This window comes from Clostridium sp. JNZ X4-2, assembly GCF_054889485.1.
Genome location: NZ_CM142685.1, coordinates 1,689,967 through 1,706,450 on the forward strand (window position 1 = coordinate 1,689,967; position 16,484 = coordinate 1,706,450).

Genomic DNA, 16,484 nt, shown 5'->3' on the forward strand with positions numbered 1-16,484 from the left:
TTTTAAATCAAATATTTCACCATATCAGCATATGAAGACCATTGTAAATCAAGGTAGTGCACAAGCATATTATAAAAGCAGTTAACAATGGAATTAGTGCCGAAAACATCATCCATTTTACACTTCCCGTTTCTTTTTTTATGGTAAGGAGAGTAGTGGCGCAAGGCCAATGCAGTAAACTAAACAACATGGTGTTTAAAGCTGTAAGATATGTCCAGCCATGACTTAAAAAAATTTGCTTTAAAGATAGAATACTGTCAACGTTCACCATTGTATTTGTAGATAAATATAACATAAGTAAGATTGGAAGTACTATTTCATTTGCAGGAAGACCAAGTACAAAGGCCATTAATATACACCCATCCAGCCCTATAAACTTGCCTAAGGGATTCAGAAACATAACAACATGATTTATTATACTGGTATTTCCAAGGTATATATTTGAAAGTATCCATATAACTGCTCCCGCTGGTGCTGCCACAATTACTGCTCTCCATAGTACAAATATAGTCCTGTCTATTATGGAAGTATAGATTACCCTTCCTATCTGAGGCTTTCTGTAAGGGGGAAGCTCCAGAGTGAATGTAGATGAAACACCTTTTAATATGGTTTTTGAGAGCAGATAGGATACAGCTAAGGTTACAACTATACCAAATATTATGAGCAGTGTAATGACTACAGCAGGAATTATTTTGGAAAATCCGAAGGCTGAAGCGAAAAACAAGGAGGATATTACTATAAGTGTAGGAAACCTTCCATTACATGGAACAAAATTGTTTGTAATAGTGGCTATAAGTTTTTCCCTAGGAGAGTCTATTATCCTGCAGCCTATTACTCCAGCAGCATTACATCCAAGTCCCATACACATGGTGAGACATTGCTTGCCGTGAGCGCAGGCTTTTTTAAAAAGATGATCCAGATTAAATGCAACTCTAGGCAGATATCCGATATCTTCAAGCAAGGTAAAAATTGGAAAAAAAATGGCCATAGGAGGAAGCATTACAGATATAACCCAGGCTGAAGTTCTGTAAATTCCTAAAATCAGCATTCCATACAGCCAGCTTGGAGCGTTAACCTGGGTAAACCATTTAGTCAATATATCTTCAAAGCCGAATAATAGTTTAGAGAGAATATCAGAAGGTAGATTTGCCCCTTTTATTGTTATCCATAGAATAGCACACAGCATCAGAAGCATAAGAGGTATTCCATACCTTTTTGAAGTTATTATGGCATCGGGGTTAATGTCCTTATGTGTATTTTTACCGCTCGTTTTAATATAATTTGATTTTATGGACTCCGCCAGTTTATAATTTTGTTCTGTTATATAATCCCGTATTTTTTCTTTATCCATATCCCTGCACAATTCATCTGCAAATTTTTTTACAGAATACAGATCACTTTTGTCAAGATACTTGACCATGGAATTAATCATGCTTTCATTTCCATCCATAAGTCTTATAGAAAGCCACCTGGAGTTTATATCTGGAAAAGTTGTTTTTACTGATTGTTCTATTTTATTTATAACATTTTCTATGTTTTCATTGTATATTACAGGATTGTAATCTAATTTGATTTTATTTGATGCGGTATTATATATAGCTTCTTTCAATCCTTCTATACCTATGTTGTTTCTGGCAGCGGACATGATTACCGGTATTCCAAGCCTTTTCTCTATGGCTTTACCATCTATGATTATATTTTTTTTCTTTGCTTCATCTATTAGGTTTATGCATAGCACTATATTACTGGTGATTTCCATTACCTGGAATACCAGGTTTAAGTTTCGCTCTAAACAGGTGGCATCTGTAATTACAGCTATGGCATCAGGTCTCCCAAAACATATAAAATCCCTTGCTACTGTTTCCTCGGTGGAGGAAGCAAATATAGAATAGGTACCGGGTAAATCAACAATTAAAAAATCTCTATCTTTATATTTATAGTTTCCACGGGCATTTACTACAGTTTTTCCGGGCCAATTGCCTGTATGCTGATGAAGACCTGTAAGAGAATTAAAAATAGTGCTTTTACCGGTATTGGGGTTTCCTGCCAGTGCTATTACAAAAGTTTTTTCTTTAGTTTCTATATTAAATATATCTTTAAGGGACTTATTTCTTGTGGATTCAAAAGTTAGGCCCATACTATTCTCCTTTATAATATTGATTGAATTTTACTTGTTTTATAGCTATTAAAGAAGCCTCTTCCTTTCTAAGTGCAATTAAGGTATCTCTAATTTTATATACAGTTAGATTATCACCGGGTCCTTTTAATATCACTTCAATTAAAGTTCCTTTGGTAATGCCAAGTGCCATCATTCTTTCTCTAAGCAGATTTTTGGAAAAAAGCTGTTTCACTACTACTGTTTTACCCACGCTTACATGACAAAGTTTTTCCATCTTAATTCCTCCTTACAGGGATTATAAAAATATGAAATTATTTCCCCAGACTAAAAATATTAGTTTAGATTAAAATTAGGTTCAATATTAATGTATGAAAGGTAAAAATAATGGTGATAGTAAATTTGATGTAAGTATTAAAATTAGACCTTACACAAAATAATTGACTTAAAGGTATTAATGTGATATTATAACCCTGTAATTCAAATTTGAGCAAAGCACTAGGAATTAATATTGAAAATATCATATTTTAAACAAAGTTTTGAATATTATATTGTTTCATATAATATAAAGAAAATTTTTATATAATAACAGGGTGAGTAGGGACTGCAGAAGTGAGCTTCTGCCTCTGTAATAGAGGTGGGGGCTTTTTGGTTTAAACAAATAGTAAAATATACATCTTACACAATTATACATTTATTAACTATAATTATAATGATGAAAAAAATTCAGCAATTGTTATAAAATGGAGGTGAAGAACATTGGATACTATACTTAAACTTGTTAATCTGATAAAAATATTTAATAATCAAAAGGTAATAAAAAATATTTCCATAGATATTAAAAGAGGTGAATTTTTAACTATTTTAGGGCCCAGCGGCTGTGGGAAGACTACTACACTTAGAATGATTGCAGGATTTGAAAAACCTACTAGTGGAAACATTCTATTGGATGGACAACACATAGAAAATAAAGAACCCTATGAATTAAACATCAATACTGTTTTCCAGAATTATGCCCTTTTTCCCCATATGAATGTGTATAACAACATAGCCTACGGACTTAAGATCAAGAAATTTAAGAGGTCAGAAATAAAAAAACGTGTAACTAAAATGTTAGAACTTGTACAACTTAATAACTATGAAAAGAGAATGCCAAGCCAGTTAAGCGGGGGTCAAAAACAAAGGGTGGCAATTGCAAGAGCACTTATAAACAACCCTAAAATATTGCTTTTGGATGAACCTTTAGGTGCATTGGATTTTAAACTCAGAAAAAAAATGCAGATGGAGTTAAAATTCCTTCAGCAAAAATTAGGTATAACTTTTATATATGTAACTCATGATCAAGAAGAGGCTCTTAATATATCCGATAGAATAGTTATAATGAATGCCGGAGCTATAGAACAGTTAGGCGATGCCAGAGATATATACGAAAGACCCAGAACCAAGTTTGTGGCAAGCTTTATAGGTGAATCCAATTTGTTTGATTCAACAGTAGAAAATATTTTTGGAGATAAGACTTTATTAAAAACAAAAAATTCAAAAATAGTTGCAAACAATAAATCATTGGAGGCTGGGGATAAAGTCTGTATACTGGTCAGGCCGGAAAATATCAGGTATTCTCTAGGAAGTGTTGAGCATTTTAGCCTTAAAGCAGTAGTTAAAGAAAATATATATTTAGGATCTAATATAAGGACTAATTTTATTTTGGAGGATGGAAGGAAGGTAACTTCAATTAATTATAATAAAAACTTGGAGGTGCCAAAGGTGGATGAATCTGTCTGGATATACTGGGATCCTCAGGATGCCGTAATAATAAATCAGAAAAAAGAGTACAATGAATTGGAGTCAAGGGAAAAGGTGATGGTTAGTTGAGAATTGAAAGCAAATCCACACATGAAAAAAATATAGTTAAAAGATGGATCCCAAATTTTGAAAAGAGTTTTTTTATACTTCCCATTTCTATATGGATGATATTTTTTATGGCAGTTCCCATTTTGTATATTGTGTTCATAAGTTTTCTTCAAAGGGGAGTAAATGGCGGGATAGATTTTATATTTTCCGTGGAAAATTATAAAAGAATTATATCTCCTCTTTATTTTAAAGTATTTTTTGATTCTGTATCCATTGCACTTATAACTACACTGTGTACGCTGGTTCTAGGATATCCTTTTGCATATCTGGTGGTGAAAATACCAAAGAGATTTCGTATACTGGCCATAATGTTAATAATTATCCCTTTCTGGACAAATTCTCTTATAAGAACCTATGCATGGATGATACTTATGAGTACAGAAGGACTTATAAATAATGTACTTATTAAAACAGGACTTATAAGTGAACCGCTGGAGATGCTTTACACTTATGGGGCAGTACTTGTAGGAATGATATATACTCTTTTCCCATTTATGGTACTTCCATTGTACACTTCCATAGAAAAGATACAAAAAATTTATATTGATGCGGCTGAGGATTTGGGGGCAAGCCCCTTTAGAGCTTTTTTAACTGTGACTTTGCCCCTCACCATGCCAGGGGTGGTTGCAGGATGTGTTCTGGTTTTTATACCTTCTCTTGGATTATTTTATATATGTGATCTGATGGGCGGAAGCAAAGTGATGCTTATGGGAAACCTCATTAGGAATCAATTTCTAGTATCGAGGGATTGGCCTTTTGGAGCAGCTGTATCTATAATTATGATAATTGCGGTTTTGATTATTGTGGGTATCAGCGTGAAATTAGTGGGCAGGAAAATTGATTTGGAGGTTTTCTGATGAAAACTAAAATTTTTAAAGGAATTTCCAACATATATATTGGAATAATATTTATATTTTTATATTTACCTATATTTGTAGTTGTGGCCTATTCTTTCAATCAGGCGGCAGCGGGAACTGGGTGGACAGGATTTACCATGGAGTGGTATGAAAAATTATTTGAGGATTTAAATGTTATTGTAGCATTTAAAAACAGCTTAATCATAGCGGTTGCAAGTACTGTGGTTTCTTCCATAATAGGAACAATAGGAGCTGTTGGTTTATATAAGTACAATTTTAAAGGCAAGAGTGTGGTAGAAGGACTTTTAAATATAACCATTGTCATACCTGAAATAATTATGGGTATTGCCCTGCTTATGTATTTTTCACAGATGGGATTTTCACTTGGTATAGGTACGTTGGTTTTATCCCATGCTACTTTTAGCATACCTTTTGTGTTTATTGTAGTAAAGTCAAGACTTGCAGGATTTGATTCCAATATTGAGGATGCAGCCATGGATCTGGGAGCCAATAGGTTTAAAGTATTTACCAGCATTATATTTCCACTGATATTGCCAGGTATACTTTCAGGGGCAATGATTGCTTTTGTCCTGTCTTTTGATGATGTAATTATAAACTTTTTTGTATCAGGACCGGAAAGCACAACTTTACCTATAAAAATATTTTCCATGCTTAAATTTGGTTTATCGCCAGAAATCAACGCACTTTGTACTTTAATGCTCTTGATTACTTTTGGAATTTTAATTTTTGCACAGTCTGTTAAAATGATAGGGGCTAAAAAGGTATAGCCGGTTCATATATTTATATAGCATAAAATTAGGGAGGAATATATAATGAAAAAGAAATTATTTAAGTTATTAAGTCTGGCAGTGATGACTACATGTTTGATGTTTACCCTATCTGCCTGTGGAAATCAAAAGCAAACATCTGGCAGCAGTGAGAAAGTGGTAAATTTATTTACCTGGGCCAATTATGTACCTGATTCCGTAGTAAATGAGTTTCAAAAGCAAACTGGAATAAAAGTAAATTACAGTAACTTTTCTACCAATGAGGAGATGCTTGCAAAACTTCAGGCTTCCAAGGGTTCTCAGTATGATGTAGTAATATGCAGTGATTATATTATTGAAGTTATGGGGAAACAAAAAGACATTTTAATGCAGCCCATAGATAAATCAAAAATACCTAACTATAAGAATGTGGATCCTCAATTTTTAGCTCAGCCCTATGATAAAGACAACAAATATTCTATACCATATACCCTGGGAAGCCAGATGATTGTATATAATTCTGAAAAGGTAAATTTTCCTATAAAAGGGTATAAGGATCTCTGGAATCCTGCACTTAAAAATTCAATAGTGCTTGTAGATGATCCTAGAATAGTAATAGGTATGACACTTAAGAAATTAGGTTATTCCATGAATGAAACAGATCCTAAAAAATTGGATCAGGCTAAACAGGAACTAGATAAGCTAAAACCAAATGTGAAGGTGTTTGATGCAGATACACCACATAACAGCCTTATAAATGGTGATGCTACGGTTGGATTTATGTATGGTTCACAGGCATCCGCAGCAGTTAAGTCAAATCCAAAACTCAAAATAGTATATCCTGAAGAAGGAATGAATGCGGAGGAGGATAATTTTATTATACCAGTAAAGGCACCTCATAAAGAAAATGCAGAAAAGTTTATAAATTTTATGTTGGACGGCAAAATAAGCAATGAAGCAACTACAGCTAATGAGTATGTAAATACAAATAAGGCCGCTAAAAAATACATGTCTAAAGAATACTTGAATAATAAGGCTGTATTTATACCGGATGCAGAGTTAAAGAGAGCTGAAAGGTTTAAAGATGTAGGAAGCGCTACAAAAACTTATGACTTAATATGGTCTGAATTTAAACAGAAGTAATATTTGGAAAATACTTTTAGAAATCAAATGTATTGGCAGAAAGTATTTTTGAAGGGGGGGTGGTTTTATGAATATCTATGATGTAGTTATAAAAAATGCTCAAATTGCGGATCCGGAGCAGCAGATTATATTCAGGGGCAATATAGCACTGCTAAATGGCAGGATAGCTGCAATTACCAGCGAGAATATAAATGGAAAAAGAGAAATAGATGCTGAAGGTTATATAGTGAGTCCTGGGTTTATAGATATTCATGCCCATATTGATGGGGATATGAGTTGCGGAGAATTATCCCTAGTTCAGGGAGTTACTACCACAGTAGGAGGTAATTGCGGTGGCGGGCCATTGAATTTGGATGAATTTTTCAGAGTACAAAATGGAAATGGATTTTTGATAAACCAGCTTCAATTTATAGGACACTCATTTAGCCTGAGGTACAGAGTAGGAATTACTAACTCTTATATTGGAGCAACAGAAGATGAAATACAAAAAATGAAATACATTTTGGAAAGGGAATTTTGTAATGGTGCAGTAGGATTATCCTTTGGACTTGAATATGCTCCGGGATCTTCTTTTGAGGAAGTCATAGCTTTAAGTAAGATAGCTTCGCAGTATAAAAAAATAATTTCTATTCACACTAGACTTAAGAACCCAAATGATCTGGAATCTCTTAGGGAAGCTGTGAGAATTTCTGAACTTACAGGAGCATTGGTACAGGTGTCCCATCTGGTATATCAGTATGGAACAGGGGTTATGACTGAGGCACTTGACATTCTTGATGAGGCCAGAAAAAGAGGTGTTAATATATGGGCAGACAGTGGTATGTATACTTCTTTTGCCACAGGTATGAGCACCAGTGTTTTTGACAAAGAGCACATTAGGGAATTTGGGTGGAAGTTCAGTGATTTATATCTTGCTTCTGGAAAGCTTAGAGGAAGGTGCCTTACAAAAAATTTATATGAAAGTATGAGAAGAAAAAAGGAAAATGCAATAATAATTTGCAATACTGGAGTGGAGGAAGAAATTTATGAAGCCCTTTTAAAAGACTATATAGTATTGTCTTCAGATTCAGGATCTAGTCCCACAGGCAACATGGAAGAAGGACATCCGCAAAATGCAGGTACTTTTCCAAGGTTTTTTAGAAAAATGGTAAGAGAAAAAAAGTATATTTCGCCTATTAAGGCTATTGAAAAGTGTACTTTGACACCAGCCCGTATACTTGGACTTAGAAACAAAGGCAGGATGGCTGTAGGATGCGATGGAGATTTAGTTGTATTTGACATGGATACTATTTGTGATAAATCGGAGTTTTTAGGAAGAGGCAGACCAGATGCATATCCTGAAGGAGTTTATTACGTAATTATAAATGGACAGATAGTATTTGAAAATGGTAAGATCAAAAGGGGAGTCTTACCTGGAAGGGCAATTGAAATGAAATGATTTTAGATATAAAATATATATTATCATATATCTTAGGAGGATTTTTATAATGGCGATTTTGGTTTGCGGCGGAGCAGGATATATAGGCAGTCATATGGTTGCAAGGCTGCTGGAGGAAGGTAAAGAAGTTGTAATATTGGATAATTTTGAAAAGGGACATAAAAATGCTGTCTTAGGCGGTAAGGTATATGAGGGAGATTTAAGAGAGAAAGGTTCATTAAATAAAGTTTTTTCAGAAAATGAAATTGAAGCAGTAATAGATTTTGCAGCTTATTCCCTAGTAGGGGAAAGTGTAAATGAACCTATTAAATATTTTGAAAACAATGTAGGAGGCACTTTAAATCTGATAAAGGTCATGAAAAAGTACGGTGTAAAAAATATAGTTTTTTCATCAACTGCAGCTGTTTATGGTGAACCCAAAAGTATACCTATTTTAGAAGATGCACAGACCTGCCCTACCAATCCTTATGGTGAATCAAAACTTACAGTGGAGAAGATATTAAAGTGGAGCGATAGTGCTTATGGAATAAAATATGCAGCACTTCGATATTTTAATGCTGCAGGAGCGCATATAAGGGGAATTATTGGAGAAGATCACAGGCCAGAATCCCATCTGATTCCAATAATACTTGAAGTGGCTTTGAAAAAAAGAGATAAAATATATATATTTGGGGACGACTATAATACTGAAGATGGAACCTGTGTAAGAGATTATGTACATGTTACGGATCTAGCTGATGCTCATCTTCTGGCATTAAATAAAATTATGAGTGACAGAAAAAGCAAAACTTACAATTTGGGAAATGGAAAAGGCTTTTCTGTAAAGAAAGTGATTGAAGTTTCAAGGGAGGTAACCGGTGAAAAAATAGATGCTGAGATTGCTCCAAGAAGATCGGGAGATCCTGCTGTACTGGTGGCTTCTTCTAAAAAGGCAGGGGAAGAACTTGGGTGGAATCCAAAATATAATTCTCTTGAGACAATTATTGAAACTGCATGGAATTGGCATAGAAATCATCCCAATGGATATGAGAGGTAAGTACAATACATAGTGAATGCGAATGGAAAATGAGAAATAATGATAAATAGGAGAGGAGTTGAAAAGTGTTAAGTAAACCTGTGTTTATTTAACAATCGTATGGATTATAAGAAACTAGCAGCAGAAAAAATTCAAGAAAATATAAATGTAAATTTACAACTGGATTTTATAGAGGGTTTAATAGAAATACCTCCAAAATCTGAGATGGGGGACTATGCATTCCCATGCTTTCAGCTGGCAAAAAATCTAAAAAAATCACCTAATATAATTGCAGGGGAATTAAAGGATAAAATAGAAAAAGATTATTTTGAAAAGATTGAAAATAAGGGAGCTTACTTAAATTTTTTTGTAGATAAGGATACATTTACAAGAGATGTATTGACGAAAATACTGGAGCAGGGAGACAAATATGGGAGTTCATCTGTAGGAAGTGGGGAAAATATAGTTGTGGAATATTCCTCTCCTAATATTGCAAAACCATTTCATGTAGGTCATCTGTTTAGTACTGCCATCGGAAATTCCCTCTATAAAATGATGAGTTTTGAGGGTTATAATTGTACTAGAATAAACCACCTGGGAGATTGGGGAACTCAATTTGGAAAGCTTATAGCTGCATATAAAAGATGGTGTGATGAAGAAAAACTCCATAAGGATCCCATAAAAGAACTGTTGAGAATATATGTAAAATTTCATGAAGAAGCGGAAAAAGATCCTGCTCTTAACGAAGAAGGCAGAATGTACTTTAAAAGATTGGAAGATGGATGCAAAGAGGAGGTTGAACTTTGGAAGAAATTTAAGGAGCTGAGCCTTAGGGAATTTAAAAAGATATATGCGTTGTTGGGAGTGGATTTTGATTCCTATGCAGGAGAAAGTTTTTATACGGATAAAATGGATGCGGTTATTGAAGATATAGATAAAAAAGGACTTCTTGTAGAGAGCAACGGAGCAAAAGTTGTTATGCTTGATAAATATAATATACCTCCCTGCATTGTAAAAAAATCAGATGGTGCAACTATATATGCCACTAGGGATTTAGCAGCAGCTATATACAGGAAAAAAACTTATGATTTTTCCAAATGCATATATGTGGTGGGAATAGATCAGTCACTTCATTTTAAACAGGTGTTTACTACACTTAAATTAATGGGGAAGGATTGGGCGGATTCATGTGTTCATGTGGGCTTTGGATTAGTCAGGTTTGCGGATAAAAAGCTTTCTACAAGAAAAGGCGATGTAATATTTTTAGAGGATCTTCTAAATAAGTCGGTACAAAGAACTCTTGAAATAATAGATGAAAAAAATCCTAAGCTGGAAAATAAGCTTCAAGTTGCTCAAAAGGTTGGAATAGGTGCTGTGATATTTACTTACTTAAAAAATAACAGGGAGAGGGACATAGTGTTTGATTGGAAGGAAATGTTGAGTTTTGAAGGAGAAACTGGTCCCTATGTTCAATATAGCTATGCTAGGGGAAAGAGCATATTGAGAAAGTCAGAAAATATAAAAGGTGATGTGGATTACAGTAAATTAAGCACTAAAGAAGAATTTGAACTTGCTAAAGTTCTCAATAATTTTAACAGTTCTATATTAAATGCCATAGATAAATTGGAACCATTTATGGTAACCAGGTATGTAATAGACGTAGCAAAGGCTTTTAATAAATTCTACAATGCCCACAGTATTATAAATGCCGGCGATGAAACTATAAAAATTGCCAGACTTCAGCTTGTAAGGGCAGCCTGTCAGGTATTGAAGAATGGATTAAATCTACTGGGAATTGATGTAGTTGAAAAGATGTAGTATTGATTGATGTTTCAAGGTGTGTTATAGAATTAAGAGAGGAGAAGTTACATTAAGTAACGGACATTATGGAAATTAAAGAATATGAACAGGCTACAGCCATAGGTGAGAGTGAATTTTTAAAATGCAATATGGAGAATATATCATATTTTGATATAGAGACTACAGGGTTTGACCGAGAGAGCCACAGTATAATACTCATATCCTTGGGGAAGTTCCTGGGAAAAAATAAATTTAAAGTGAAACAATATTTTGCAGATGACTTGAAGGATGAAAGGGAGATATTATATAAATTTTCTGTAGATATCCAAAAGGATAATATATGGTGTTCTTATAACGGCATAGCTTTTGATGAGCCATTTATAAAGGAAAGAATGATTCAAAACAATATATGTTTTACTGCCCCCAGGTATCATGTGGATTTATACAGGATTATAAGGCCATATTACAAACAGCTTGGTATGGAAAGGTGTAATTTGAAGACCGTAGAAAAATATATAGGCATAAACAGGAAGGATAAAATAGACGGTGGTATTAGTGTGGAGCTTTATGAGGAATTTCTATTATCTAAAGATAAACATATAAAAGACACCATAATGCTTCATAATTATGAAGATGTGTTAAATCTGCCTAAAATTCATGAACTTGCTGCTAAAATAAAGAACAGCAATATTCTTGTGAGAAAAGATTGTATTACGGACAAACAGCTTAAATATTTAAGGGCTCTTTTGAGAAAAAATAAGATAAATTTAGACATACAGCTGAATAGAATATCTAAAAAAGCGGCCTCTCATACTATAGAATATCTGTTGAAAGGTGAGAATGATTCAGATGAATTAGTAAATATAATAAACAGCAGTTATTAATAGAGTTTTAATTCAACTAAAACTTTTGAAATCCATGAAGATGTTGTATAATAATAAATGGGAGGGTGAGTATATGGCAGTAAAAGAAATAATGCGTTCTCATATTGTAAGATTAAAGAAAGAAGATAGCCTGTGTAAAGCTTTAAATGTTATGGACAATCATAATATAAATGGTGCACCGGTAGTGGATGAATATGGAAAATTGATTGGGATGATAGTGAAGGCGGATATATATAGATTTCTGATGGAAGAGGGGCATTATGATACTTGTCCGGTAGATTGGGTTATGTCAAAGAACGTAGTTACGGCTTATGGTGATGAGAATATTTTTACTGTAGCAGAGAGACTGAGGGAAAAAAGTATAATAGCTATTCCCATAATTGATGATAAAAATATAGTAAAAGGGATTGTATCTATTGAAGATATACTGGATTATCTAATAAAAAAGTCCTAATATGGAATTAGGACTTTTTTTTAGTATTATGATAAGGGCAATTGGTAGTAGAACAGCAATCACATTTGCCCTTGGATTTACCTTTAAGATTTCTATATAATATATAACCTGCAGCTAATACTATTACAGCTGTTACTGCAATTTCCAAAAACATTACAAAAGCACCTCCATCAGCCAAATATCAAAGTAGCTATCCTGAATACAAGGAAAGAACCTATCCATGCAAGCAGAATTTGATATGTTACAGAAAAAACAGCCATTTTATTTCCATATTCTTTTTTCATAGTTGCTATTGATGATATACATGGAGTATAGAGAAGTACAAAAACTAAAAAAGCATAAGCAGAAATAGATGTAAAATGAGTAGGCAATATGGTAGACAAGTTTCCGCCATATACAATTCCCATAGTACTTAATACAATTTCCTTAGCCATAATTCCGGTTATAAGTGATACTGAACTCTGCCAATTGCCAAATCCCATAGGTGCAAATATAGGACTTATAAAGTTTCCAATAGAAGATAAAATACTTTTATCCATATCCACCATGCCGGATAAATTAAAATTAGATAAAAACCAGATTAAAACGGACATGGAAAATATTATTGTACCAGCTTTTCTTAAAAACCCTTTAGCCTTTTCCCAGGTATGGAAAAGCAAACTTCGTGACTGGGGGATATTATATTCTGGAAGTTCTATTATGAAAGGTTCTTCATCTTTCTTAAATATAGTATTTTTAAAAAGAATGCCAATTAAAAAGGCTATTGCAATTCCAAGAATATACAGGGAAAAAACCACAGTGGTTTTATGATTCACGAAAAAAGCAGATGCAAACAGGGCATATATTGGGAGCCTGGCATTACATGACATTAAAGGAACCAATAAAGCTGTTAATTTTCTGTCCTTTTCACTTTCTAAAGTTTTGGAAGACATAATTGCCGGAACTGAACATCCAAAACCTACTATAAGAGGAATAAATGCTTTTCCAGACAGACCTATTTTCCTCATAAGCTTATCCATTATAAAAGCTCCTCTTGCCATGTATCCGCTATCTTCTAAAAATGATACACCGAGGAACAGACAAAATATAACGGGGAAAAATACAATTACAGATCCTACTCCAGCCAGAATACCATCCACTAAAAAAGAACTAAACCAGGGACTGGCTGATGAAAGCAGTCCTTTTAAATACGTGGTTAGAGAACCATTTACAAAATCACTAAGAGTGTCTGCTATAGGTTGGCCTACCCAACTGAAGGTAAATTTAAAAATTAATATAAGTGCTAATAAAAATATTGGATAAGCCCAAAACCTATTTAAAACTATCTTGTCTATTTTTTCAGTAACAGAGGTAATATCTTTTTTTGTCTTTGTCAGACATTTTTTCAGAACTTCGGTTATATAAGAATAAGCTTCTTTCTCATTCTCAAATTTAAATTTTTCACTGTCATTAGATTCTTTAAAATCACCATTCTTTAAAATTTCAAGAAGTTTGGCTATTCCCGTTCCCTTAGTTGCTATAATTGGGAGTACAAGTACTCCAAGTTCCTTAGACAATGTAGAAAAATCCACCTTAAAGCCTTTTGATTCAGCCACATCCAGCATATTTAACACTAGTACAATAGGTTTATTAAATTGTTTTAATTGAGTAGTTAAATATAGATTCCTATTTAAATTGGAGGAATCTACAATATTTATTATAACATCTGGGCTGCCATTTAACAAAAATTCTTTTGATACTTTTTCCTCATTGGAATAAGTATCCATAGCGTATATACCCGGCAAATCTACTATTTTTATAGAATTGTCTATATAGCCCTCTTTTTTTTCTACAGTTACTCCCGGCCAATTGCCTACATATTGATTTGAACCAGTTAAGTGATTGAATAAAGAAGTTTTACCTACATTTGGATTTCCCAGTAAAGCTGCTACAATCATAATAATCCTCCTGTCATCCATAGTATATACCATCAATACTTATATTATAATCAATAAACACTTAAATTAAATCAGCTATTGATATATTTTTCGCATCCCTTTTGCGTATAGCCAAATTAAAACCTCTTAAATTTATAACTATCGGATCTCCCAAGGGGGCAGAAGTCTTTACAAGTATTTCAGTACCTTCTATGCAGCCAAGTGCTAGAAGCCTTTTAACTAATTTCTTATCTCCGCTTAAACTTTTTATAAATCCTTTTTCGCCAGGTTTTAAATCACAAATGCTCATAATAAATCACCTCAATAATTAATTTGTAAGTAATGAAAATCATTATCATTTCCTAAATTCATAATATCATATTTAATATGTACTGTCAATAAACTGATATATAAAATAAATTATCATATATTTTTATTATAATATTAAGAGGTTTTTAAGAAATTTTTCTAGTTACCTGCAGAATTAAAATATAGATATGTGCTAAAATAATATTGTAAAATAGAATTTTCATATAAATATAAAGGAGAAATAACAGATATGAATACTGTAGCTTTTTTTGATATTGATGGTACTTTATATAGAGAAGGTCTTATAACAGAAGTTTTTAAAAAGCTGGTTAAATATGAAATAATACCAGCTGAAAGGTGGTATAAAGAAGTTAAACCAGAATATGATAGGTGGGATAAGAGAAAGGGAAATTATGACAACTACCTTTTGAAAATGGCAGACATATATATTGAAGCTATAAAAGGCCTTCATAAGTCTCAGGTTGAATTCATAGCTAAAAATGTAGTGGCACAAAAAGGAGATAGAGTATATTCTTATACTAGAGACAGAATAAAATGGCATAAGGAAAGAGGACACAAGATATTGACCGTATCAGGAAGCCCTGCAGAATTGGTTAAGGAAATGGCAATTAAATATGAATTTGATGATTATGTTGGTGCCGTGTATATTAGAGACAGCAATGATGTGTATACAGGAGAAGTTGTTCCCATGTGGGATAGTGAAAGCAAAAAAAATTCCATAGACATGCTTGTTAAAAAGTATGATATAGATTTGGATAAGAGTTATGCTTATGGAGATACTTCAGGTGATTTTTCAATGATGAAGATGGTTAAAAACCCCGTATGTGTAAACCCTACCAGGGAGCTTTTAAAAGAAATATTAGATGATGCAGCATTGAGTAAGAAAATAAATATAGTAGTTGAAAGGAAAGATATGATATATAAATTAAAAGCAGAAAATATCAAGTGTTTTTAGGTATAGTGGAACTTGATTATGTGGAATGCCTTTCATACCTGAACATCAGGAGAACTTATCCAGGGGTGCAGCATTGATTATGCCGCTGTTTTACAAAGCTGTGGGCGTTAGCAATGCCGTTCAGCGGATAAATTGGAGGATTAATATACAAAATATATACAACATGTATAAAGTTTAAATTGTGTAATTTAGAATAGTTAGAAAAGAGTGGTAAAGTGATAGAAAGAATTAATGATATTGACGTAAAAAAACCAGTGATAGAGAATTCATTAAAGGTGGGTGATAATAAATGTATTTTTAAAGATGCTGTATTTTTTGATTTGGAACATTATATATACAAAAAACCCATATGCATAGGTGTATTTGGATGCTGCTTTTATGATTATAAAAATGAGAGCCTGAAAGTAACTCAATATATGATAGAAAATAAAAAAGATGTAAAATCCATACTTGAATTATCAAAAAAGTATTTTAAGACCATGATTGAAAAGGGTAAAAAATATATAGTTACTTTTTCAGGAAATAATGATTTTACAGTGATAAATTATCTTTTTAAAAAATACAATATGGAATTTAATATACAGGATTATTTTATAAGTATAGATTTACAGAAACAGTATGAGAATGAGATCCATAAATCAATAGGGTTGAAGGCACTGGAAAAGGAATTTGGAATTACCCGTGAAAATGGTGTTATAAGCGGTTCAAATCTGGCTAAAACTTTTTGCAAGATAGTGAAGGATAGTGAGTATATAAATAGAATGCCCAACATGAAAAAGGAAAAAATACTGTTATATAATGAGCAGGATGTGGTTAGTCTTTTTGATATATATACAAAATGGAACCATGTTTTTGTAAATTCTATATAAAATACTTTAAAAAAGATATCGAATATTGT

Annotated in this window: 16 protein-coding genes; 11 read left to right on the top strand and 5 right to left on the bottom strand. The window is 33.0% G+C overall.

Features of this window, described 5'->3' with window-relative positions; translation table 11 throughout:
* Nucleotides 1-16: 16 nt before the first annotated feature.
* Nucleotides 17-2,137, bottom strand: a complete 2,121-nt coding sequence (gene feoB / locus ACYUJ6_RS08180; protein ID WP_461845318.1) for a ferrous iron transport protein B — start codon at nt 2,135-2,137, stop codon at nt 17-19.
* A 1-nt stretch (nt 2,138) separates the two neighbouring features.
* Nucleotides 2,139-2,393, bottom strand: a complete 255-nt coding sequence (locus ACYUJ6_RS08185; protein ID WP_461845319.1) for a FeoA family protein — start codon at nt 2,391-2,393, stop codon at nt 2,139-2,141.
* A gap of 482 nt (nt 2,394-2,875) precedes the next feature.
* Between ACYUJ6_RS08185 and ACYUJ6_RS08190 the strand changes: the two genes are divergently transcribed.
* From ACYUJ6_RS08190 to ACYUJ6_RS08230, 9 genes are all read left to right on the top strand, one after another.
* Nucleotides 2,876-3,988 (top strand): ABC transporter ATP-binding protein, encoded by a 1,113-nt coding sequence (locus tag ACYUJ6_RS08190; protein WP_461845320.1) that lies wholly within the window; start codon nt 2,876-2,878, stop codon nt 3,986-3,988.
* Nucleotides 3,985-4,884 carry an ABC transporter permease gene (locus ACYUJ6_RS08195; RefSeq protein ID WP_461845321.1) on the top strand — a complete coding sequence of 300 codons (900 nt, stop codon included), beginning with the start codon at nt 3,985-3,987 and terminating at the stop codon, nt 4,882-4,884. The genes ACYUJ6_RS08190 and ACYUJ6_RS08195 overlap by 4 nt, the downstream gene beginning before the upstream one ends.
* Complete coding sequence (locus ACYUJ6_RS08200; protein ID WP_461845322.1) at nt 4,884-5,672, top strand: ABC transporter permease; 789 nt, start codon at nt 4,884-4,886, stop codon at nt 5,670-5,672. The genes ACYUJ6_RS08195 and ACYUJ6_RS08200 overlap by 1 nt, the downstream gene beginning before the upstream one ends.
* A gap of 45 nt (nt 5,673-5,717) precedes the next feature.
* Nucleotides 5,718-6,794 carry a polyamine ABC transporter substrate-binding protein gene (locus ACYUJ6_RS08205; RefSeq protein ID WP_461845323.1) on the top strand — a complete coding sequence of 359 codons (1,077 nt, stop codon included), beginning with the start codon at nt 5,718-5,720 and terminating at the stop codon, nt 6,792-6,794.
* Between the two features lie 67 nt (nt 6,795-6,861).
* Entirely contained in the window at nt 6,862-8,232 is a 1,371-nt protein-coding gene (locus ACYUJ6_RS08210) for an N-acyl-D-amino-acid deacylase family protein (RefSeq protein WP_461845324.1), read from the top strand.
* A gap of 49 nt (nt 8,233-8,281) precedes the next feature.
* Nucleotides 8,282-9,268, top strand: coding sequence for a UDP-glucose 4-epimerase GalE (gene galE, locus ACYUJ6_RS08215; protein ID WP_461845325.1), 987 nt, complete (start codon nt 8,282-8,284; stop codon nt 9,266-9,268).
* A 99-nt stretch (nt 9,269-9,367) separates the two neighbouring features.
* Nucleotides 9,368-11,065, top strand: a complete 1,698-nt coding sequence (argS, locus tag ACYUJ6_RS08220) for an arginine--tRNA ligase (protein ID WP_461845326.1) — start codon at nt 9,368-9,370, stop codon at nt 11,063-11,065.
* Between the two features lie 68 nt (nt 11,066-11,133).
* Entirely contained in the window at nt 11,134-11,931 is a 798-nt protein-coding gene (locus tag ACYUJ6_RS08225; protein ID WP_461845327.1) for a ribonuclease H-like domain-containing protein, read from the top strand.
* A 73-nt stretch (nt 11,932-12,004) separates the two neighbouring features.
* On the top strand, nt 12,005-12,385 hold the full coding sequence (locus ACYUJ6_RS08230; protein WP_461845328.1) for a CBS domain-containing protein: 381 nt from the start codon (nt 12,005-12,007) through the stop codon (nt 12,383-12,385).
* Between the two features lie 7 nt (nt 12,386-12,392).
* On the opposite strand, the gene ACYUJ6_RS08235 is transcribed toward ACYUJ6_RS08230, so the two are convergent.
* From ACYUJ6_RS08235 to ACYUJ6_RS08245, 3 genes are all read right to left on the bottom strand, one after another.
* Nucleotides 12,393-12,539 carry a FeoB-associated Cys-rich membrane protein gene (locus ACYUJ6_RS08235; RefSeq protein WP_461845329.1) on the bottom strand — a complete coding sequence of 49 codons (147 nt, stop codon included), beginning with the start codon at nt 12,537-12,539 and terminating at the stop codon, nt 12,393-12,395.
* A 16-nt stretch (nt 12,540-12,555) separates the two neighbouring features.
* Nucleotides 12,556-14,322: a ferrous iron transport protein B gene (gene feoB / locus ACYUJ6_RS08240; RefSeq protein ID WP_461845330.1), complete on the bottom strand. Its 1,767-nt coding sequence runs from the start codon at nt 14,320-14,322 to the stop codon at nt 12,556-12,558.
* Nucleotides 14,323-14,383: 61 nt separating this feature from the next.
* Nucleotides 14,384-14,611 carry a FeoA family protein gene (locus ACYUJ6_RS08245; RefSeq protein WP_461845331.1) on the bottom strand — a complete coding sequence of 76 codons (228 nt, stop codon included), beginning with the start codon at nt 14,609-14,611 and terminating at the stop codon, nt 14,384-14,386.
* Between the two features lie 249 nt (nt 14,612-14,860).
* Here ACYUJ6_RS08245 and ACYUJ6_RS08250 point away from each other — a divergent pair, with 249 nt between their 5' ends.
* Nucleotides 14,861-15,586 carry an HAD-IB family hydrolase gene (locus tag ACYUJ6_RS08250; RefSeq protein WP_461845332.1) on the top strand — a complete coding sequence of 242 codons (726 nt, stop codon included), beginning with the start codon at nt 14,861-14,863 and terminating at the stop codon, nt 15,584-15,586.
* Nucleotides 15,587-15,801: 215 nt separating this feature from the next.
* Nucleotides 15,802-16,455 carry a ribonuclease H-like domain-containing protein gene (locus tag ACYUJ6_RS08255; protein ID WP_461845333.1) on the top strand — a complete coding sequence of 218 codons (654 nt, stop codon included), beginning with the start codon at nt 15,802-15,804 and terminating at the stop codon, nt 16,453-16,455.
* Nucleotides 16,456-16,484: the final 29 nt, after the last annotated feature.